The organism is Streptomyces sp. NPDC002490 (assembly GCF_040296045.1).
GTDB lineage: Bacteria > Actinomycetota > Actinomycetes > Streptomycetales > Streptomycetaceae > Streptomyces.
This window is the reverse complement of sequence record NZ_JBEOWM010000002.1, coordinates 126,427-146,943: the sequence shown is the minus strand read 5'-3', so window position 1 is coordinate 146,943 and position 20,517 is coordinate 126,427. Positions and strand designations below refer to the sequence as shown.

The window sequence follows — 20,517 nt, the reverse complement described above, 5'->3', positions numbered from 1 at the left end:
CCCCGGCGCGCACGCCGGCGCCCGGCGGTCAGGGAGCGCCCAGCTCCAGCACCAGACGGGCCGCCGAGGTGGTGGTGGAGGCCGAGGCCCGGCAGGCCACCACGGCCCGGGTGGCCAGGGTGGCCGCCCGGACCAGGTGCAGTTCGGGGGGCCGGCCCCCGGGCGTGTGCAACCGGGCCCACACCCAGGTCGTGGTGGCGCTGACCTCGGTCGTTCCGGTCCGCTCCCCGTACAGCAGCCGGGTGGCACCGCCCACCGAGGTGGTGCGCAGGGCCGGGACCGCGTCGAGGTCCGCGGTGAGCGTGCCGTCCGCGGTCAGCCGCCACCGTGCGCGTCCCAGGCGGTCGGCCAGGTCCCGGGCCGTGCCCGGCGGGGTGCCCGACAGCGGTGTCACCGTCCGCACCCGCACGGTGCGGAAGGCGCGCTCCCGCCCCGGCGCCACCGGAGCGGCACCCGACGGAGGAGGGTCCTCGAAGGACGGCAGGTCGGTCGGCGGCGAGGGCGGCGCGGGGGCGGATCGGCTCGGACAGGGCGAGGGCAGGTCGCCGGGGCCCGCCGAAGGCGTCGCCGAAGGGGCCGGCCCGTCGGACACCGTGCCCGGGCCGGTCGGCCCGGGCAGCAGCCCGAGGCAGAGCAGCACCACCGGGAGCAGTGCCCCCGTCGCGTACGCCCCGCGCGGGAGCCCGCCGCGCTCCCCGCCGTGCCACCCCCACCCCCGCGGCCATCGGCGGGCCACCAACGGCCACCCGACGAGGGCCACCAGCACGCCCCACCACAGCGGCCCCCCGGCCAACTGGTCGTGGGCGAGCCGCAGGGCGGCGCCCCAGGCGGCGTCCCAGCCGTCCCACTCCCCGCCCAGCAGTCGGAGGGCCAGCGCCCCACCGAGCAGGTCGAGCAGCGCCTCCACGAGCACCGCGGCCGGCCACCACAGGACCAGCAACAGCTGACGGGCCCACCGATCGGGCTCGGCGGCGAACCAGCGGCGGAGCCGGATCGGCGGGTGGTACAGCCGGGCCAGCCCACCCGGCGCGCCCCGCTCCACCCGGTCGAACCCGCGCCGCAGCGTCTCCCGGCCGGCGGCCCGCCCCGCGTACCGGTCGGCGGCCAGTTCCGCGGACCACAGCGCGCCCACCACGACCAGCAGCAACTTGGGCACGGCCAGGAGCACCAGCACCGCCTGCGCCCCCATCAGCGGAGCGGTCGGGTTCCCGTCCAGGAACAACAGGGCCACCGGCAGCACCCCGAAGGCGAGCAGCAGGTACGGCCAGAGCACCACCAGCGCGACGAAGGGACTGCCGAGCCCGCAGACGTGCTGCTCCCCGGCCCGTAGGTGTCCCAACTCGTGCAGCAGGGCCGCGCGGGCCGCGTCCCGGTCCTCGTCCCAGAGTGTGACCATCGGCACGAAGACGCCGACCCGGGCGGTGCGCCGCCCGCCGGGGTAGACCCGGGCGAGCTGCTGCACCTGGTTGCTGACCCGCAGGACGGTGCCCGGCGCACGGGCGGTGAGGAAGCGCTGCATCTCCGCGTAGACGACCGCCGTGTCCGGTGCCACCCGCGGGTCGTCCGGGGCCATCAGCCCGTTCCACCGCTCGACCAGCCGCATCCGGACCCGGGGCGACAGCAGCACCAGGGCGGCGGCCAGGGCCACGGCCAGGGGCAGGGACTGGACCAGGGTCAGGACCCCGACCGTGAGGCGACCGCCCCCACCGACCTCCTGCCACTCCCGCACCACCGCCGCCGCCCGTCGGTGCGTGGCGAACAGCCCGGTGGGGGCCTGCGCCGCGAGCAGCACCACGATCAGCCACAACCAGGGCGGCGGCCCCCAGACCGTCCGTCGCCGCCGCCCGCCGTCCGCCGCTGGGGGCGCGGTCATCGTCCGCCGGTCCCCGTGGCTCCGCCCGGACGGCGCAGCTTCCCGGTGATCCGCCGCAGCCGGTCCCGGCGCGAGGCCCGCACCGGCGCCGGCGGCTCGGCGGCCACCAGGGCGTCCAGGAAGGCCGCCACCTCCTCGGGCCGTTCGGAGGTCAGCAAGCGGTGGACCAACCGGGAGACCAGCGCCTCCGCCGTCGCGGGATCGACCCGGCGGGCCCGGAGCCGTTCGTAGGCGCGCACCGCCGCCGCCACGACCTCCTCGTTCGGACCCTCGCCGGCCGCGGGGGCGGCTCCCTCGTCCGCCGGCCGCCCGGACCGTTCGGCGTGCTGCCGCAGGGCCAGGGCCAGCGCCGCGGTGGCGACCGCGTTGTTGACGTACGGGCTGCCGAGGGCGGCCTTCAGCGCGCCCCCCGCGTACGCCAGTGCGTCCAGCAGGTGCGGCAGCACGGTCTCGATGCCGCCGCCCAGCCCGCCCGGTGCGTGCCGCCCGGTGCGGAACAGGTTCCGGCGCTCCGCCCCGCCGGCCGCGTAGGCCCGGGCGAGCTGGGCGGCCACCGAGGTCTCCCGGCACCCGGCCCACTGCGCGACGCGCACGCCCCACCCGTCGAGCGGGTCGGCGCCCGGTCCGGGCCGCTGGCGTCCCGGCCGTCCGGTCGGTGCGGTGTCCGTCATGAGGAACTCCCCGTGAACGTGAAGCGGAAGGCGAGCAGGCCGTCCTGGGTGGTGCCCTGCGCGGTCAGCGACAGACCGCCGTCGTCCAGCCGCCCGTCGAGGGTGGTGCCGGCGGCGAGGGCGTGCGGATGGGCGCCCGGGAGCTGCCCCAACTCGGGTCGGCACGGCACGAGTTCCGTGGACCAGTTGAACAGGTTCAGCGCCACCGCCTCCTGGGTGTGCGGGTCGGTGAGCCGCCCGGTCAGCCGCCCGTCCGACCAGTCCAGGTCCCAGTACGTCAGCAGCAGGTTCGGGTCCCGCGGGTTCCCCGAGAGGTCCTGGCCCGAGGTGGTGCTGACGGCGGCCGACCACAGCGACAGGGCCCCGGAGTCGGAGGGCTGCCCGATGGCGAGGACCAGGGAGAACGGATTGTCCTCGGTGAATCCGCCGCCGGTGCGGGGCCGGCTGAGGCTGAGGGTGCCGGGCAACGAGTAGGTCGCGCGGTCCGCCGACCGGCGCGCCCCGCCCGCCCCGCAGTAGTCGTGGACCTCGACCGACACCTCCGCGGTGCCGGCGTACTCCCCGCCCCAGAGCGCGGCGGCCCCCGTCGTCCCCTCCGTCGGCGGCTCCCCGGCGGCCGAGGTCGAGGTCGGCGGCTCCGCGGCGGTCGGGGGTACCGGAGCGGACGGGGCGGCGGGCGTCGGAGACGGGGGCCCGGATGCCACCCCGGACGCAGAGGACGGTACGGACGTCGAGGGCGGTGCGCCGCTCGCCGACGCCCCCGACGTGGAGGGACCAGCCCCGGACGGCGCCGGCCCCCCGTCGCCCGAGCAGCCGGTGAGCAGCGCGGCCACCAGCAGGGCGAGCCCTGCCCCGACCGGTCGCCGCCCCGGTCCGGACCGGTGTGCCGCAGGTCTTTCGCCCGCCTCGACCATGGCGTCCCCCTTCCCCCTCCCGGGGTGCGCAGGGGCTCCCCGGGCAGGCGATGGTATAGGCGCCCGGGCCCGTCAACTAAGGCTTTCTGCAAGCTTGTTGACTATTTCTTTTCCCAGGTGGGGCGGGTGTTCAGGGTGGGGCGGATAGTTAGCTGAACCCCACCGTCACGTGGTCGATGAGGTGCTCGACCGGACCCAGCAGCTCCGGTTCCAGGTCCTGGTAGCTGTGCACCCGGGACAGGACGTGTTGCCAGGCGGCGCCGGTGTGCGGGGGCCAGCCGAGCGCCGCGCACACCCCCGTCTTCCAGTCCTGGCCCCGGGGCACCCGGGGCCAGGCCGCGATGCCCAGGGCGGCCGGCTTGACCGCCTGCCAGACGTCCACGAAGGGGTGGCCGACGACCAGGGTGTGCGGATCGGTCACGGCGGCGGCGATCCGGGACTCCTTGCTGCCGGGCACCAGGTGGTCGACGAGGACGCCGAGGCGGGCGTCCGGCCCCGGGGCGAACTCGGCGACGATCGCCGGCAGGTCGTCCACCCCCTCCAGGTACTCCACCACGACCCCCTCCACCCTCAGGTCGTCCCCCCACACCTTCTCGACCAGCTCCGCGTCATGGCGGCCCTCGACGTAGATGCGCCCGGCGCGCGCGACCCGCGCACGCGCCCCCGGCACGGCGACGGAACCGGAAGCGGTGCGGGCGGGGCGTTGCGGGGCCGGCCGGCCGGGGCGGACCAGGGTGACCGGTGCCCCGTCGATCAGGAAGCCGCGGGGCGCCATCGGGAAGACCCGGTGCTTGCCGAACCGGTCCTCCAGGGTGACGGTCCCGGCCTCCACCCGGACCACCGCCCCGCAGAAGCCCGTGTCGACCTCCTCCACCACCAGGTCCACCTCGGCCGCGACCTCGGGCACCGCGGCCCGCTTCTTCCAGGGCGGAGTCAGGTCCGCCGGGTACTGACGCATCCCGAGACGATAGAACGCCGACCGGTCCCGCCCCGGAAAGGGGCGCGCGGACGGTGGCGCAAGCCCCCGGATCCGCCCTCGGACGCCCCTCAGCCCGGGCGCCCCGCCGCCCCGGCCCCTGGCGCCCCCGGAGCCCCGTCGTCGGGGGCGCACCGGGCGTGGAGCTCCGCCCGCTGGGCCCGGACGAAGTCCGCGTCCACCACGGCCCCGTGCCCGGGCACGTACCGCCCGTGCGGACCGCCGAGGGCGAGCACCCGGTCCAGCGCCCCGGGCCAGCGGTCCGGCCAGGCGTCGGGGCCGGCCTGGGGCTCGCCGGACTCCTCGACCAGATCGCCGCAGAACACCACCGGGGGACTCCCGGCGGACCGGTCGCCGACCACCACGACCAGGTCCTGCCCGGTGTGCCCCGGACCCGCGTTCGCCAGGACCACCGACACGCCGCCCAGGTCCAGGGCGCACACGTCCGCCACCTCGACCCCGGGGGCGCGCAGCGCGCCGGCCGCCGCCGCGGCCTCCTCCGGGGCGACCCCGTGCCGCACCGCATCGGTCCGCAGCTCCTCGCGCCCGGTCACCAGGACCGTTCCGAGCCCGCCGGCCCCGTGGACCTCGGCGTCCCGGAACGCCGCCGCTCCGAAGACGTGGTCGAAGTGCGGATGGGTGAGCGCGATGTGCGTCACACCCCGCCCGCCCAGCAGCCGCCCCGTCTGCTCCCGCAGTTCCGCGCCCTCCCGCAGGGTGGACCCGGCGTCCACCAGCAGGGCGCCGCGCTCACCCGCCACCAGTCCGACCGTGCAGTCCCAGCCGGGCAGCCTGCGCCGTCCCACCCGCGGAGCGATCCGCTCCCAACCCTCCGCCGCCCAGGCGATGTCCCGTGTCGTTCGCATGCCGTGACGCTAGATCACCGCCCCCGCGCCCGGGTCGGCGACAGCCGCACGTGTCACGGCCTTGCTCCGGGCACGCCCACCGGCCGTACACTTGGCTGGGGACGCTGGCACTCGAAGGTGATGAGTGCCAAGCTCCGGTCCACCGGGCCGGGCGGGTCCACCGCTGGGGCAGACGGAGCTGGAGGTGCGCGATGCTCAGCGAACGCAGGCTGGAGGTGCTGCGCGCCATCGTCCAGGACTACGTCGGCACCGAGGAGCCGGTCGGTTCCAAGGCGCTGACCGAGCGGCACAGCCTCGGGGTGTCCCCGGCGACCGTCCGCAACGACATGGCGGCGCTGGAGGAGGAGGGGTTCATCGCCCAGCCGCACACCAGCGCCGGGCGCATCCCCACCGACAAGGGCTACCGCCTGTTCGTGGACAAGCTGGCCGGCGTCAAGCCGATGACGGCCCCGGAACGCCGGGCCATCCAGAACTTCCTGGACGGCGCGGTGGACCTCGACGACGTGGTGGGCCGCACGGTCCGGCTGCTCGCGCAGCTGACCCGGCAGGTCGCCGTCGTGCAGTACCCGTCCCTGACCCGCTCCACGGTGCGGCACGTGGAGCTGCTGTCCCTGGCCCCGGCCCGGGTGATGCTGGTCCTGATCACCGACACCGGCCGGGTCGAGCAGCGCATGGTGGACTGTCCCGCCCCCTTCGGCGAGACCTCCCTCGCCGATCTGCGGGCCCGGCTCAACAGCCGGGTCGCCGGCCGGCGCTTCACCGACGTGCCGCAGTTGGTGCAGGACCTGCCCGAGGTGTTCGACGCCGAGGACCGGGGCAGTGTCTCGACCGTCCTCTCCACCCTGTTGGAGACGCTGGTCGAGGAGACGGAGGAGCGGTTGATGATCGGCGGCACCGCCAACCTCACCCGTTTCGGACATGACTTCCCCCTCACCATCCGGCCCGTGCTGGAGGCGCTGGAGGAGCAGGTCGTGCTCCTCAAGCTCCTCGGCGAGGCCGAGTATTCGGGCATGACCGTAAGGATCGGTCACGAGAACGCCCACGAGGGACTCAACTCCACGTCCGTGGTGTCGGTGGGCTACGGTTCGGGCGGCGAGGCAGTCGCCAAGCTCGGCGTGGTCGGCCCGACCCGCATGGACTACCCGGGAACGATGGGAGCAGTACGCGCAGTGGCACGTTACGTCGGACAGATCCTGGCGGAGTCGTAAGTGGCCACGGACTACTACGCCGTACTCGGCGTGCGCCGCGACGCGTCCCAGGACGAGATCAAGAAGGCGTTCCGGAGGCTCGCGCGCGAGCTGCACCCGGACGTCAACCCCGATCCGAAGACCCAGGAGCGGTTCAAGGAGATCAACGCCGCCTACGAGGTGCTGTCGGACCCGCAGAAGAAGCAGGTCTACGACCTCGGCGGCGATCCGCTGTCCCAGTCGGGCGGCGCCGGCGCCGGCGGCTTCGGCGCGGGTGGCTTCGGCAACTTCTCGGACATCATGGACGCCTTCTTCGGCACGGCGTCCCAGCGCGGCCCGCGCTCCCGCACCCGGCGCGGGCAGGACGCGATGATCCGGCTGGAGGTGGAGCTGGACGAGGCGGCCTTCGGGACCACCAAGGACATCCAGGTCGACACCGCCGTGGTCTGCACCACCTGCAACGGCGAGGGCGCCGCGCCCGGAACCAGCGCCCAGACCTGCGACATGTGCCGCGGCCGGGGCGAGGTCTCGCAGATGACCCGGTCCTTCCTCGGCCAGGTCATGACCTCCCGGCCCTGTCCCCAGTGCCAGGGCTTCGGCACCGTGGTGCCCACCCCGTGCCCCGAGTGCGCGGGCGACGGCCGGGTCCGTTCCCGCCGCACGCTGACCGTGAAGATCCCGGCCGGTGTCGACAACGGCACCCGCATCCAGCTCGCCGGCGAGGGCGAGGTGGGCCCCGGTGGCGGTCCCGCCGGTGACCTCTACGTCGAGATCCACGAGCTGCCGCACGCGGTCTTCCAGCGGCGCGGCGACGACCTGCACTGCACGGTGACCATCCCGATGACGGCCGCCGCGCTGGGGACGAAGGTGCCGTTGGAGACGCTGGACGGACTGGAGGAGATCGACATCCGGCCCGGCACCCAGTCCGGCCAGTCGATCCCGCTGCACGGTCGCGGGGTGACCCATCTGCGCGGCGGCGGTCGCGGCGACCTGATCGTCCACGTCGAGGTGCAGACCCCCGCCAAGCTCGATCCGGAACAGGAACGGCTGCTGCGGGAGCTGGCGAAGCTGCGCGGCGAGGAGCGACCGACCGGTCAGTTCCAGCCAGGTCAGCAGGGCCTGTTCTCCCGGCTGAAGGACGCGTTCAACGGCCGCTGACCCGTAGTGCGGTCGCCACGCTCCGTGAGGTGCGCCCCTCCTTCCGAGGTCCGGAAGCGAGGGGCGCACCCTTGTCAACACCCGTGTGGACCAGGGGAGTGGCCGACAATCGCCGCTGTGCGGCTGGTCCAATCCTCAAGTACGCCGCTGACCAGCGACAGCGGCCCGTGATGGCCGATATGCAGAGGAGTACCGGCGGCCGAATATGCCAAATGTACGGCTGGATTCGGACTTGTGTGGCGGACGTGACAACATGCGTCCATGTCCTCCGCGCTGACCGATCTCTTTTCGCGCCCGATCGTGCAGGCACCCATGGCGGGTGGGGTGTCCCGGCCGCAGCTCGCCGCTGCGGTGTCCGACGCGGGCGGACTCGGCTTCCTCGCCGCCGGATACAAGACGGCGGACGGCATGTACCAGGAGATCAAACAGCTGCGGAGCCTGACGGGCCGACCCTTCGGGGTGAACGTGTTCATGCCCCAACCGGAGTACGCGGACCCGGCGGTCGTCGCCGTCTACGGCCACCAACTCGCCGGCGAGACCACCTGGTACGACGTCGAACTCGGCGACCCGGAGCACGGCCGCGACGACGGGTACGACGCCAAGCTGGCGATCCTCGTCGACGACCCGGTGCCCGTGGTCTCCTTCCACTTCGGCTGTCCCACCCGCGAGGTCATCGACGCCCTGCGCAAGGTCGGCACCCTCACCCTGGTCACCGCCACCACCCCGGAGGAGGCCCGCACCGTGGAGTGGGCCGGCGCGGACGGCGTCATCGCCCAGGGCGTCGAGGCCGGCGGCCACCAGGGCACCCACCGCGACAGCCTCGACAACGACGCCGCCGGTATCGGCCTGCTCACCCTGCTGCCCCTGATCCGGGCCCAGGTGGGGATACCCGTCATCGCCGCCGGCGGGCTGATGCGCGGCGCCCAGATCGCCGCCGCCCTCGCCGCCGGGGCGGACGCCGCCCAACTCGGCACCGCCTTCGTGCCCACCCCCGAGTCCGGTGCCCACCTCATGCACAAACAGGCCCTCACCGACCCGCTGTACGTCCGCACCGAACTCACCCGTGCCTTCACCGGTCGCCCCGCCCGCGGCCTGGTCAACCGCTTCCTGCGCGAACACGGACCGTACGCCCCCGCCGCCTACCCGCAGGTGCACCACCTGACCGCGCCGCTGCGCAAGGCCGCCGCCAAGGCCGTCGACCCGCAGGGCATGGCACTCTGGGCCGGGCAGGGGCACCGGCTCGCCCGCGAACTGCCGGCCGGGGAACTGGTCGAGACGCTGACCGCCGAGATCGAGGACGCCGCGGACGTCCTGGCCCACGGGAGGACCGCATGACCGCACCCGTCTTCGTCGTACCCCCCTTCGACGAGAACTTCGAAGCCCCCGGCGGACGGTACGTCCTCGACGGACCCGAGGGCCGGCACGCGGTCTCGGTGAAGCGGCTGCGCCCCGGCGAGGACGTCGTCCTCACCGACGGCCTCGGCCGCTGGGCCGACTGCTCGGTCATCGGCTCCGAGGGCAAGGACCGGCTGATCGTCCTCCTCAGCTCGCACGCGGAGGAGCCCGTGGAGAACCCGCGGATCACCGTGGTCCAGGCGCTGCCCAAGGGCGACCGCGGCGAACTCGCCGTGGAGACCATGACCGAGACCGGCGTGGACGCGATCGTCCCCTGGAGCGCCGCCCGTTGCGTCACCCAGTGGCGCGGCGACCGGGGCGCCCGGGCCCTCGCCAAGTGGCGCTCCACCGCCCGAGAGGCGGGCAAGCAGTCCCGGCGGGTGCGCTTCCCCGAGGTCTCCGAGCCGATGGCCACGAAGCAGGTCGCCGCCCTGCTGGCCGCCGCCGACTTCGCGGCCGTCCTGCACGAGGACCCCGAGTACGGCAGCGAGCCCTTCGCGACCGCCGAACTCCCCGCACGGGGCGAGATCGTCCTCGTGGTCGGACCCGAAGGCGGCGTGTCCCCGGAGGAGTTGGCGGCGTTCACCGAGGCCGGGGCGGGCGCGTACCGACTGGGCCCCAGCGTGCTGCGCACCTCCACCGCGGGCACCGTCGCCACCGCGCTGGTGCTCAGCCGCACCGGCCGCTGGGACTGACGCCGTCCGGGAGCCATCGGAAACCGACCCGAAGCGGGCACCGAAACGCCCCTGAGCTGGCCCGAAGTGATCGAAACCGCTGACCGGGAGACCCACCCCTGCCTAGGGTGATCAGGTGACTCAGTCTGCGTACTTCCGGTACCCGCACGTCCACGGCGAGTTGGTCGCCTTCACAGCAGAGGACGACGTCTGGATCGCACCGCTCGACGGCGGTCGCGCGTGGCGGGTCAGCGCCGACAACGTGCCCGTGCACCATCCGCGGATCTCCCCGGACGGCACCACGGTCGCCTGGACCTCCACCCGGGACGGCGCCCCCGAGGTGCACGTGGCGCCCGTCGACGGCGGCCCCTCCCGGCGGCTCACCCACTGGGGGTCCCCGCGCACCGCCGTCCGCGGCTGGACCGCGGACGGCCGGGTCCTCGCCCTCGCCACCCACGACCAGGCGAGCCTGCGCCGCAGCCTCGCCCGCGCGGTGCCCCTGGACGGCGGCCCCGCCGAGACCCTGCCGTACGGGCCGGTCGGCCACGTGGTGACCGGACCCGACGGCACGGTGGTGCTGCTCTCCGCCCCGATGGGCCGCGAGGCCGCCTGGTGGAAGCGGTACCGGGGCGGCACCGCCGGCAAGCTGTGGATCGACCGGGATGGCGACGGCACCTTCGTCCGGCTCCACGAGGACCTCGACGGCAACGTCGAGTACCCCGTGTGGGCGGGGGAGCGGATCGCGTTCCTCTCCGACCACGAAGGCGTGGGCGCCCTGTACTCCTCCCTCGCCGACGGCGGCGACCTGCGCCGCCACACCCCCGTCGACGGCTTCTACGCCCGGCACGCCGCCGGCGACGGCACCCGGGTGGTGTACGCGAGCGCCGGCGAACTGTTCCTGCTGGACGACCTCTCCGACGCCGCCCCGCGCCGGTTGGACGTCCGCCTCGGCGGCCAGCGCACCGACCTCCAGCCCCACCCCGTCAGCGCGGCCCGCTGGTTCGGCGCCGCCCGGCCGGACCACACCGGCCGCGGCAGCGCCGTCTCCGTCCGCGGCTCGATCCACTGGGTCACCCACCGCGAGGGCCCCGCCCGGGTCCTCGCCGCCGCGCCCGGGGTGCGGGCCAGGATGCCGCGCACCTTCCGCGCGGACGGGGCCGAACACGTGGTGTGGGTCACCGACGCCGAGGGGGAGGACGCCCTGGAGTTCGCCCCCGCCACCGGCACCCCGGCCGAGCGGCAGGTCCCCGCGGCGGGGACGGCGCCGGAGGGGCCGACGCCCCACCGGATCGGCGCCGGCCGCCTCGGCCGGGTCCTCGACCTCGCCGTCGCCCCGGACGGCGCGCACGCCGCGGTCGCCTCCCACGACGGCCGGGTGCTGCTGCTCACCCGGGCCACCGGCGAGATCCGGGAGCTCGACCGCAGCGAACACGGCGACGCCTCCGGGCTGACCTTCTCGCCCGACTCCGGCTGGCTCGCCTGGTCGCACCCCGGGCCCGAGCCGCTCTGCCAGCTCAAGCTCGCCCACCTCGCCGGCGGCACCGTCACCGAGGCCACCCCGCTGCGGTTCCGCGACTACGCCCCCGCCTTCACCGCGGACGGCAAGCACCTCGCGTTCCTCTCCGCCCGGGCCTTCGACCCCGTCTACGACGAGCACGTCTTCGACCTGGCGTTCCTCGGCGGCTCCCGCCCGCACCTGATCACGCTCGCCGCCACCACTCCGTCCCCGTTCGGCCCGCAGCGCCACGGCCGGCCCTTCGAGACCCCTGACAAGGACGAGACCCCGGACGGCGAGGGCACCCCCACCACCCGCGTGGACCTCGACGGGCTCGCCGACCGGATCGTTCCGTTCCCCGTCGAGTCCGGCCGCTACACCACCCTGCGCGCCGCCAAGGACGGCGTCCTGTGGCTGCGGCACCCGGTCGTCGGCGTCCTCGGCACCGCCCGAGCCACCCCCGACGACCCCTCCCCCAAGGCCGACCTGGAACGGTACGACCTCGCCCAGCGCCGGGTGGAGCACCTGGCCTCGGCCGCCGACCACTTCGCCGTCAGCGGCGACGGCAAGCGGGTGCTGCTCTGGACGGACGGCGCCCTCAAGATCGTCCCCAGCGACCGGCGCGCCCCCTCCGAGGAGGACGGCGACACGCACCTCACCGTCGACCTCTCCCGCATCCGCCACCAGGTCGACCCGGCCGCCGAGTGGCGCCAGATGTACGCGGAGACCGGCCGGTTGATGCGCGACCACTTCTGGCGCGCCGACCTCGGCGGCGTCGAGTGGGACGCCGTCCTCGACCGCTACCGGCCCGTCCTCGACCGGATCGCCACCCACGACGACCTCGTCGACCTGCTGTGGGAGGTGCACGGCGAACTCGGCACCTCCCACGCCTACGTGGTCCCCGGCGGCGGCTGGGGCCACGGCGAGGCCCAGGGCCTGCTCGGCGCCGACCTGTCCCGCCACCCGGACGGGCACTGGCGGATCGACCGGGTGCTGCCCTCGGAGACCTCCGACCCGCGGGCCCGCTCCCCGCTGGCCGCCCCCGGCGTCGCGGTGCGCGCCGGCGACGCCGTGCTCGCCGTCGGCGGCCGGCCGGTCGACCCGGTGACCGGCCCCGCCCCGCTGCTCGCCGGCGCCGCCGGCAAACCGGTCGAACTGACCGTGCTGCCCGCCGCCGGCGGAACGCCCCGGCACGTGGTGGTGGTCCCGCTGGACGACGAGGAACCGCTGCGCTACCACGCCTGGGTCGCCGACCGGCGGGCCCGGGTCGCCGAACTCTCGGACGGGCGCCTCGGTTACCTCCACGTCCCCGACATGCAGGCGCCCGGCTGGGCGCAGATCCACCGCGACCTGCGGCTGGAGGTCATGCGGGAGGGACTGGTCGTGGACGTCCGGGAGAACCGCGGCGGCCACACCTCCCAACTCGTGGTGGAGAAGCTGGCCCGCCGGATCGTGGGCTGGAACCTGCCGCGCGGCCAGGTCCCGTCGAGCTATCCGCAGGACGCCCCGCGCGGTCCGGTGGTCGCCGTCGCCAACGAGTTCTCCGGCTCGGACGGCGACATCGTCAACGCCGCGATCCGGGCGCTCGGCATCGGGCCGGTCGTCGGCACCCGCACCTGGGGCGGGGTCGTCGGCATCGACAGCCGCTACCGACTGGTGGACGGCACCCTCGTCACCCAACCCAAGTACGCCATCTGGTTGGAGGGGTACGGCTTCGCCGTGGAGAACCACGGCGTCGACCCGGACGTCGAGGTCGTCCCCACTCCGCAGGACCACGCGGCGGGCCGCGACCCGCAGTTGGACGAGGCGGTCCGCATCGCCCTGGCCGCCCTCGCCGAACGCCCGGCGAAAGTGCCCCCGTCCCTGCCGTGACCCGCCCGGGGGCGGCCCGGCCCGGGCCGCCCCCGATAGCATGCCCCCGTACCCGGCACCGGGTGCCGCACCGACCGCCCCGCGAGGAGACGTGAGCGACGTGACCGACCCGGCTGGAGCGCCGCAGGCCGACTGCCTGTTCTGCAAGATCGTGTCCGGGGACGTGCCCGCCACGATCGTCCGGGAGACCGCCACCACGGTCGCCTTCCAGGACATCAACCCCCAGGCCCCCACCCACGTCCTGGTCATCCCGCGCCTCCACCACCCCGACGCCGCCTCCCTCGCCGCCGCCGCGCCCGAGGTCGCCGCCGACGTGCTGCGGGAGGCCGGGGAGGTGGCCACCGCCCACGGCTCCGAGAGCTACCGCATCGTCTTCAACACCGGCTCCGGCGCCGGCCAGACCGTCTTCCACGCCCACGCCCACGTGCTGGCCGGCCGCGGCCTCCAGTGGCCCCCCGGCTGAGCCGTGTCGGTCCGCGAACTCGTCGTCCTCGGCACGGCCAGCCAGGTGCCCACCCGGCACCGCAACCACAACGGCTACCTGCTGCGCTGGGACGGCGAGGGCATCCTGTTCGACCCCGGCGAGGGCACCCAGCGGCAGATGCTGCGCGCCGGGGTCGCCGCGCACGACATCAACCGGATCTGCGTCACCCACTTCCACGGTGACCACTCCCTCGGTCTCGCCGGGGTCATCCAGCGCATCAACCTGGACCGGGTCCCGCACCCCGTCACCTGCCACTACCCCGCCTCGGGGCAGCGGTACTTCGACCGGCTGCGCCACGCCACCGCCTACCGCGAGACGGTCCGCCTGACCGAGGCCCCCGCCGCCGCGGACGGCCTCCTGGCCGACGCCGGCCCGTACCGTCTGGAGACCCACCGGCTGTCGCACCCCGTCGAGTCGTACGGCTACCGCCTGGTGGAGCCGGACGGCCGCCGGATGCTCCCCGAACGCCTGGCCGCCCACGGGATCACCGGCCCCGACGTGGGCCGCCTGGTGCGGGCGGGCGAACTGCGGGGCGTCCACCTCGACGAGGTCAGCGAGGTCCGGCGCGGGCAGCGGTTCGCGTTCATCATGGACACCCGCCTGTGCCCCGGCGTCTCCGTCCTCGCCGAGGGCTGCGACCTGCTGGTCATCGAGTCCACCTTCCTCGCCGCCGACGAGGCCCTCGCCGTCGAGCACGGCCACCTGACCGCCGCGCAGGCCGCCCGGGCCGCCGCCGACGCCGGGGTGCGCCACCTGGTGCTGACCCACTTCAGCCAGCGCTACGGCGACCCCGACGCCTTCGCCGCGGAGGCCCGTGGCGCCGGCTACACCGGTGAACTGACCGTCGCCGCCGACCTGATGCGCATCCCGTTGCCCAAGCGCTGACCGGGCCCCCGCCGGCCGTCCGCACTACGGTGGGTCCGCATGACGCACCCCGACACCGAGATCACCGCCGAGTTGATCCGGGACCTGCTGCACGACCAGCACCCCGACCTGGCCGACCGGCCGGTGCGCTTCGGCGCCCGCGGCTGGGACAACCAGCTGTGGCGCCTCGGCGAGGACCTCGCCGTCCGGCTGCCCTGGGCGACGGAGCACGCGGACGTCCTGCTCCGCCGGGAGCACGCCTGGCTGCCCGGCCTCGCCCCGCACCTCCCGCTGCCGGTGCCCGTGCCGCAGCGCCTCGGCGAACCCACCAGCCGCTTCCCCCGCCCCTGGACCGTCACCACCTGGGTGCCCGGCGAACCCGCCGACCGGGCGCCCGCGACCCGGGGCGCCGAAACCGCCGACGCCCTGGCCGGCTTCCTCACCGCCCTGCACCGGCCCGCCCCCGCCGACGCCCCCGTCGGGGGACACGGGCGCGGCGGGCCGCTGTCCGCCCTGACCGAGCCCTTCGCCGCGCAGTTCGAGGCCGCCCTCGCGGCCGGGCTGATCGAGGAGCGCGCTGCCCCGGCCCTGCGCGAGGTCTGGGCGGACGCCGTCGCCGCCCCCGCCTGGCCCGGGCCCGCGCTCTGGCTCCACGGCGACCTGCACCCCGCCAACGTCCTCACCGAGGACGGCACCCTCTGCGGCGTGATCGACTTCGGCGACCTCTGCTCCGGCGACCCGGCTTGGGACCTCGCCGCCGGCTGGCTGCTGCTCCCGGACGGCGCCCTCGACCGCTTCCACCGCGCGTACCGCCCCGTCCCGGACGGGGCCACCCTTCGCCGCGCCCGCGGGGCGGCGCTGCTCAAGGCCCTCGTCTGCCTCCACGTTGGCGAGGCCGGCGTCCGGGGCCGCCCGGGCGGCAAGGCCAGCTGGGGCCCGCCGGGGCGCGCCGCGCTGCGCCGGCTCGCGGCCTCCGTCCACTGAGCGGTCGCGGGGCCGCCACCGGGAACGACCTCGCGGTGCACGACGTCTGGGACCACCTGGTCCGGGACGAAGGGGACGCGGCCTCGCACTGCCGGAGGAGCCCGGTGTCGCCCACCCGCCGTCTGAACGCGCCCGTCGCCCCGCGCGCTCCGTCCGCCGGGAACCCGGGGGCGGGGCGCGCGGGACGTGAGGCGTCAGCGGATCATGAACTCACGCACGGCGGGGTTCCCCGACCGGGTGCCGTAGTGGTCCAGGGCGGTCACCGTCAGCATGCACGGGCCGTTCCACGGCGGCTGCCAGGTGAGCGTGGCCGCCGTGCCCCCGGCCCGCTGCGGGTTCGAGGAACCGCAGGCACCCGAGAACTCCCACTGGTATCCGCCCAGCTTGCGGTTGACGTCGGCCGCGGCGGGCTTGACGTGGACGACGAACGGGCCGGTCCGGGGAGCGCCCTCGCGGTCGACGGTGAGCCGGGGCGGGCTCGGCGGCGTCGGGTGGACCGGGGTCTCCCGGTCCACGGTGACCGCCTCGGACGGCGCCCCTTCGCGACCCTGGGCGTCGACCGCCACCAGGTAGTAGTGGGTCCGACCGGCCTGCGCCGTGGCGTGCCGGGCGGTGCCCGCCCCGCCCGACGGGACCGTGGTGACGAGGGTCCACCCCTCGGTCGTGTTCCGTCGCTGGTAGAGCCGGAACCGGTGGGTGCCCGTCCCGTCCCCCGCCGCCTGGTCGAACGTGATCACGGTGGCCTCGTCCGTCGGCACCCCGCTCGTCGCCTTCGGAACCGGCACCTCGGCGGGGGCCGGCCGAGCGGCCCTGGTGACCGCGACCGGCGAGGAGTTGCCGTACGCGTCCACCGCGTGCACCCGGTACTCGACCTCCTGTCCCACGGGGGCGGCGGCGTCGTGGTACGAGGTGCCCTTGACGACCGTCAGCCCGTTCGGCACGTCCGGGGCGCCCGCCCGGGACGAGCGGACGGCGTAGTGCACGGTGTCACCGGAGGCGGAAGCGGTCCACGACACCCGGTTGCCCGCCGTGGTCCCGGTGCTCGAAAGCCCGGTGACGGGTGCGGGCGGGGTCCGGTCCACGGTGACGGCGCCGCGGTCGGCGGTGCCCGCCGACCGGTTGCCCGCCTTGTCGTGGGCGCGGACCTCGTAGAAGTAGGTGCGCCCGGTCGCGGGCGGGGTGTCCGTGTACGAGGTGGCGGTGGTGGTGGCGAGCGCCCGGGAAGGGAACGCCTCGCCCGCGACCCGCCGGTGGACGCGGTACCCCGCGAGGTCCATCTCCTTGTTCTTCGCCCAACTGATCCGTGCCTTGCCCGAGGCCCGGTCGTACCGGACCGCGGGGCTCGTGGGCACCAGCGGCTTGACCCGGTCCACCTGCGCCGAGGTGCGGGGCGCGTAGCCGAACCCGACCTTCGCGGGCCCCGTCCGGTTGACGAGGTCGACCCGCAGGGTGTGCTTGCCCTTGGGGATGGTGACGTTGACCGTCTTGCGCCGGGTGGCGGAGTCACTGTTCCAGAGGTCCGCCTTGCGGGCCCCGTCCAGGTACACGCGGACACCACCGCGTGCTTCGACGGAGAACGAGAACGGGCCGCCGGAGCCGAAGTCACGTGTCACCGTCCAGCGGACCGCGAACCTGTCCTTCGGCAGGCCCCGCGCGGGCGAACCGGACCAGCTCTCCTTGACGGAACCGTCGCAGTCCGTCTTCTTCGGCTGCCCGGTGAAGCCGGTGCCGGCGAAGAACTGGCGGGTGAAGACGGGGGAGGGACAGTTCGGCGCGGCGGCGGCGGGCGCCGCCGGGACGACGGCGGTGAGCAGTCCGCCCGCCATCGCGAACACCACGGCGGTCGCCGTCGTGGTGCGTCTTGCAGGATTCATTCGTGCCCCGGTGATGAACGGTTGGGTGATCCGCCGCCGTGTCGGTGCCGGATCGCCGGGACGGTGCCCGGCCCGATCCCGACGCGACGGATCGATGTCCTGGACCAGACCAGCGAGGAGGGCGGTTGGTTGTAGGGGCACCGGGAACGCCTCGATCGCCCTCGGTGCGGGCCCTCTGCCGCCGACGGCCCAAGACCCCGCCCGGGAGACCGTCCCGGCCCCTCTCCCCGTGCCGAAGGTATGGCGTAAAGAGGCCCCTCCGCACGGGTTCACGAACTGGTACAGACCAAGTAACTTCAACAGGGCAGGCGCATGCCGGCGAGGTCCCTCGCCGCTCGCCCGGCGGGCCCGTGACCGTGCTCCGAACCGCTCCAACGCACTCCGGTCCCGGGAGTCCGGCCCCACCCGGTCCCGCCCGGGCACCGCACGGCAGCACGGCCGCACGTGAGAACGAGGCAACGCACCGCACGGCCATCGCACCGCACGACCGCGCACCGCAGATCGGCCGACGCCGAAGCCCGGCGTCAGCCGGTGCGGTGCCGCCGAGGGCGACCGCCCCCCGAGCTCCTCACCGGCCGCCCGAACCGGCCGCACCGGATCCACCCGGCCCCACACCGGGTCGATCCGGTGCGGCCGGCTTACCGCCCGCCCCACCCCTCCCCAGCGTCCAGGCCGAACGCCCAGCTCCTCCCTCCTCCTCCCACACCCACAGGGGAGCCCATGTTCCGCAGACGAACCCGCACCGCACGCAGACCCGGCGTCCGCCGGATCCTCCGCCGCCAGGGAGCGCGGCTCCGCGCCGCCGCCCACGCGCTCGTCCGCACCCTCGCACCACCTGCCGCCGGCCCCGCCCACCGGCCCGGGCGCCCCGGAGCCCGCGCCCGGGCCCGGCGCAGGCTGCTCGTGCTCCTCGCCGTGCTCGCGCTGCCGCTCGCCTCGCTGACCGGGCTGGCCGGGACCGCCCAAGCCGCCGGCACCCTCACCGCCAGCTTCAGCAGCGAGAACAACGGTTCCTGGTGGCGGGGCACGTACGTGATCCGCAACACCGGCACCGCGCCCGTCACCGGCTGGAACCTGAGCTTCCGACTCCCCGCCGGGGTCACCGTCAGCGGGCACTACCACGGGGACGCCACGGTCAACGGCACCACGGTGACCGTCAGGAACGCGCACTACAACGCCACCGTCCCGGCCGGCGGCAGCAGCGAACCGTGGAGCTACTGGTTCATCGCCAACGGGCCGATCGGCGCACCCACCGGCTGCACCGTCAACGGCGACAAGTGCGACGGCACCCCGGACGTGCCGCCCACCGCGCCCGGCGCCCCCACGGCGGCCGCCGTCACCGCCAGGACCGCCACCCTGAACTGGACCGCCGCCCGCGGCGGGGACCACCCGGTGGCCTCGTACGAGGTGGTGAGCGCAGGCGCCGTCCTCGCCACCACCGACAGCGTGAGCGCCACCCTCACCGGGCTGACCCCGGCGACCGGGTACACGGTCACCGTCCGGGCCAAGGACGCCCGGGGCAACACCGGCCCCGCCAGCGACCCGTTCACCTTCCGCACCGTCGACCCGGCGAGCGACCCCGTACCGCCCACCGCGCCGACCCAACTCCGGCTCACCAGCAAGACCTCCTCCGCGGTGGTCCTCGCCTGGAACGCGTCCACCGACGACGTGGCCGTCGCCGGCTACGACGTCCACCGGGGCGACGCGCTGGTGAAGACGGTCGGCGCCACGACCACCTCCGCCACCATCGCGGGGCTCTCCCCGGCCACCCCCTACACCTTCACCGTCACGGCCCGCGACACCGCCGACAACTCCTCCCCGGCGTCCAACGCCCTGCGCGTCACCACCGACGACGTGGCGGGGCCGGGCAACTACTACAAGGTCGGCTACTTCGCCCAATGGGGCATCTACGGACGGCAGTTCTTCATCAAGAACCTCGACACCTCGGGGGCCGCCGCCAAACTCGACGTCGTCAACTACGCCTTCGAGAACATCGACCCCGTCCACCTGACCTGCCAGGCGGGCGTCACCAAGGGCGTCTCCGGGAACCCGCAGGACCCCGACGAGGGCACCGGCGCCGGTGACGCGGACGCCGACTACGCGCGGCCCATGTCCGCCGCCCAGTCGGTGGACGGCGTGGCGGACGACGGCTGGGGGAAGCTGCGCGGCAACTTCAACCAGATCAAGAAGCTCAAGGCCAAGCACCCGCACCTGAAGTTCGTCGTGTCGCTCGGCGGCTGGACGTTCTCCAAGTACTTCGCCGACGCTGCCGCCACCCCCGCCTCCCGGGAGAAGTTCGTGCGGTCCTGCGTGGACGTCTGGATCAAGGGCGACCTCCCCGTCTACAACGGCGCGGGCGGCCCGGGCACCGGCGCCGGGGTCTTCGACGGCATCGACCTCGACTGGGAGTGGCCGGGCGCCGAAGGGCACCCCGGCAACCACTGGGGCGCCGCGGACAAGGCCAACCTCACCGCACTGATCGCCGAGTTCCGCAAGCAACTCGACGCACTCGGCGGCGAGCACAAGCTGCTCACCGCGTTCACCCCCGCCGACCCCGCGAAGATCCGGGCCGGCTGGGACCTGACGAAGATCTTCGACCACCTCGACTACGCCAACGTCCAGGGCTACGACTTCCACGGCTCCGGCAGCGACAACTCCTGGGAGCCCCTCCGCACCGGCCACCAGGCCAACCTGCACCGGGACGCCCAGGACCCGTACGCCTTCGACTTCAGCATCGAGAAGGCCGTCCAGACCTACCTCGACGCCGGGGTCAACCCGCGGAAGCTGACCGTGGGCTTCCCGTTCTACGGGCGCGGCTGGAAGGACGTCGCCAGCGGCCCGACCGGGACCAACGGCGAGTGGCAGGCCGCGAACGGCGCCGCCCCGGGACAGTTCCCGGAGGAGGCCGGCATCCGGGGCTACCACAACCTCGTCAGCAACCACCCCCACATGACCGTCCACCACGACGAACAGTCCGTCTCCACCTACGGGTACACCGGCCCCGGCGGCCAGTGGTGGTCCTTCGACGACGCCTGGTCCATCGGCAAGAAGGCCGAGTGGATCCGGGCCAAGGGACTGCTGGGCGCCATGGTCTGGGAGCTGTCCGGCGCCACCCCGGACGGAACCCTGATGAACGCCCTGCACACCGGGCTCCCGTAGGCGCCCCGGGCCCGCCGCCCTCCGGTCGGCCCCACCGAACCGCCACCCCCCACCAAGGCCCCGGGCCGGCG

Annotated in this window: 15 protein-coding genes; 9 read left to right on the top strand and 6 right to left on the bottom strand. The window is 74.9% G+C overall.

Annotated features, from left to right (window positions below; all coding sequences use genetic code 11):
* Positions 1–28 precede the first annotated feature (28 nt).
* The 5 genes from ABT092_RS01910 to ABT092_RS01890 all read right to left on the bottom strand — a co-directional run bounded on the left by ABT092_RS01910 (position 29) and on the right by ABT092_RS01890 (position 5,300).
* Positions 29–1,873, bottom strand: coding sequence for a hypothetical protein (locus tag ABT092_RS01910; protein WP_351238676.1), 1,845 nt, complete (start codon positions 1,871–1,873; stop codon positions 29–31).
* A complete protein-coding gene (locus ABT092_RS01905; protein ID WP_351238674.1) occupies positions 1,870–2,544 on the bottom strand; it encodes a hypothetical protein in 675 nt (224 codons plus the stop codon). The genes ABT092_RS01910 and ABT092_RS01905 overlap by 4 nt, the downstream gene beginning before the upstream one ends.
* Entirely contained in the window at positions 2,541–3,248 is a 708-nt protein-coding gene (locus ABT092_RS01900) for a hypothetical protein (RefSeq protein ID WP_351238672.1), read from the bottom strand. Before ABT092_RS01900 ends, ABT092_RS01905 begins: the two co-directional genes overlap by 4 nt.
* A gap of 358 nt (positions 3,249–3,606) precedes the next feature.
* Positions 3,607–4,416 (bottom strand): DUF3097 domain-containing protein, encoded by an 810-nt coding sequence (locus tag ABT092_RS01895; RefSeq protein WP_351238670.1) that lies wholly within the window; start codon positions 4,414–4,416, stop codon positions 3,607–3,609.
* An 89-nt stretch (positions 4,417–4,505) separates the two neighbouring features.
* Complete coding sequence (locus ABT092_RS01890) at positions 4,506–5,300, bottom strand: MBL fold metallo-hydrolase (protein WP_351238668.1); 795 nt, start codon at positions 5,298–5,300, stop codon at positions 4,506–4,508.
* Positions 5,301–5,491: 191 nt separating this feature from the next.
* Here ABT092_RS01890 and hrcA point away from each other — a divergent pair, with 191 nt between their 5' ends.
* The 8 genes from hrcA to ABT092_RS01850 all read left to right on the top strand — a co-directional run bounded on the left by hrcA (position 5,492) and on the right by ABT092_RS01850 (position 15,413).
* Positions 5,492–6,508, top strand: coding sequence for a heat-inducible transcriptional repressor HrcA (gene hrcA, locus ABT092_RS01885; protein WP_351238666.1), 1,017 nt, complete (start codon positions 5,492–5,494; stop codon positions 6,506–6,508).
* Positions 6,509–7,645: a molecular chaperone DnaJ gene (gene dnaJ / locus ABT092_RS01880; protein ID WP_351238664.1), complete on the top strand. Its 1,137-nt coding sequence runs from the start codon at positions 6,509–6,511 to the stop codon at positions 7,643–7,645.
* 261 nt (positions 7,646–7,906) lie between these two features.
* On the top strand, positions 7,907–8,980 hold the full coding sequence (locus tag ABT092_RS01875) for a nitronate monooxygenase (protein ID WP_351238662.1): 1,074 nt from the start codon (positions 7,907–7,909) through the stop codon (positions 8,978–8,980).
* On the top strand, positions 8,977–9,735 hold the full coding sequence (locus tag ABT092_RS01870) for a 16S rRNA (uracil(1498)-N(3))-methyltransferase (protein ID WP_351238660.1): 759 nt from the start codon (positions 8,977–8,979) through the stop codon (positions 9,733–9,735). The genes ABT092_RS01875 and ABT092_RS01870 overlap by 4 nt, the downstream gene beginning before the upstream one ends.
* Before the next feature lie 115 nt (positions 9,736–9,850).
* Complete coding sequence (locus ABT092_RS01865) at positions 9,851–13,081, top strand: S41 family peptidase (protein ID WP_351238658.1); 3,231 nt, start codon at positions 9,851–9,853, stop codon at positions 13,079–13,081.
* 100 nt (positions 13,082–13,181) lie between these two features.
* Positions 13,182–13,544, top strand: a complete 363-nt coding sequence (locus ABT092_RS01860) for an HIT domain-containing protein (RefSeq protein WP_351238809.1) — start codon at positions 13,182–13,184, stop codon at positions 13,542–13,544.
* A gap of 3 nt (positions 13,545–13,547) precedes the next feature.
* The gene (locus tag ABT092_RS01855; RefSeq protein WP_351238656.1) at positions 13,548–14,450 is read left to right on the top strand and encodes a ribonuclease Z; all 903 of its coding nucleotides are present in this window, start codon (positions 13,548–13,550) and stop codon (positions 14,448–14,450) included.
* A gap of 39 nt (positions 14,451–14,489) precedes the next feature.
* Positions 14,490–15,413 carry an aminoglycoside phosphotransferase family protein gene (locus ABT092_RS01850; RefSeq protein ID WP_351238654.1) on the top strand — a complete coding sequence of 308 codons (924 nt, stop codon included), beginning with the start codon at positions 14,490–14,492 and terminating at the stop codon, positions 15,411–15,413.
* Between the two features lie 194 nt (positions 15,414–15,607).
* On the opposite strand, the gene ABT092_RS01845 is transcribed toward ABT092_RS01850, so the two are convergent.
* Positions 15,608–17,287, bottom strand: a complete 1,680-nt coding sequence (locus tag ABT092_RS01845; protein ID WP_351238652.1) for a PA14 domain-containing protein — start codon at positions 17,285–17,287, stop codon at positions 15,608–15,610.
* 720 nt (positions 17,288–18,007) lie between these two features.
* On the opposite strand from ABT092_RS01845, the gene ABT092_RS01840 reads away from it, so the two are divergent.
* Positions 18,008–20,446: a glycosyl hydrolase family 18 protein gene (locus tag ABT092_RS01840; protein ID WP_351238650.1), complete on the top strand. Its 2,439-nt coding sequence runs from the start codon at positions 18,008–18,010 to the stop codon at positions 20,444–20,446.
* Positions 20,447–20,517: the final 71 nt, after the last annotated feature.

Excerpts from the sequence above, each read along its gene's own strand:
- ABT092_RS01840 (WP_351238650.1), top strand. The coding sequence starts at position 18,008 with ATGTTCCGCAGACGAACCCGCACCGCACGCAGACCCGGCGTCCGCCGG.
- ABT092_RS01905 (WP_351238674.1), bottom strand. The coding sequence starts at position 2,544 with ATGACGGACACCGCACCGACCGGACGGCCGGGACGCCAGCGGCCCGGA.
- ABT092_RS01845 (WP_351238652.1), bottom strand. The coding sequence starts at position 17,287 with ATGAATCCTGCAAGACGCACCACGACGGCGACCGCCGTGGTGTTCGCG.
- ABT092_RS01910 (WP_351238676.1), bottom strand. The coding sequence starts at position 1,873 with ATGACCGCGCCCCCAGCGGCGGACGGCGGGCGGCGGCGACGGACGGTC.
- ABT092_RS01870 (WP_351238660.1), top strand. The coding sequence starts at position 8,977 with ATGACCGCACCCGTCTTCGTCGTACCCCCCTTCGACGAGAACTTCGAA.
- ABT092_RS01890 (WP_351238668.1), bottom strand. The coding sequence starts at position 5,300 with ATGCGAACGACACGGGACATCGCCTGGGCGGCGGAGGGTTGGGAGCGG.
- ABT092_RS01850 (WP_351238654.1), top strand. The coding sequence starts at position 14,490 with ATGACGCACCCCGACACCGAGATCACCGCCGAGTTGATCCGGGACCTG.
- ABT092_RS01875 (WP_351238662.1), top strand. The coding sequence starts at position 7,907 with ATGTCCTCCGCGCTGACCGATCTCTTTTCGCGCCCGATCGTGCAGGCA.
- hrcA (WP_351238666.1), top strand. The coding sequence starts at position 5,492 with ATGCTCAGCGAACGCAGGCTGGAGGTGCTGCGCGCCATCGTCCAGGAC.
- ABT092_RS01895 (WP_351238670.1), bottom strand. The coding sequence starts at position 4,416 with ATGCGTCAGTACCCGGCGGACCTGACTCCGCCCTGGAAGAAGCGGGCC.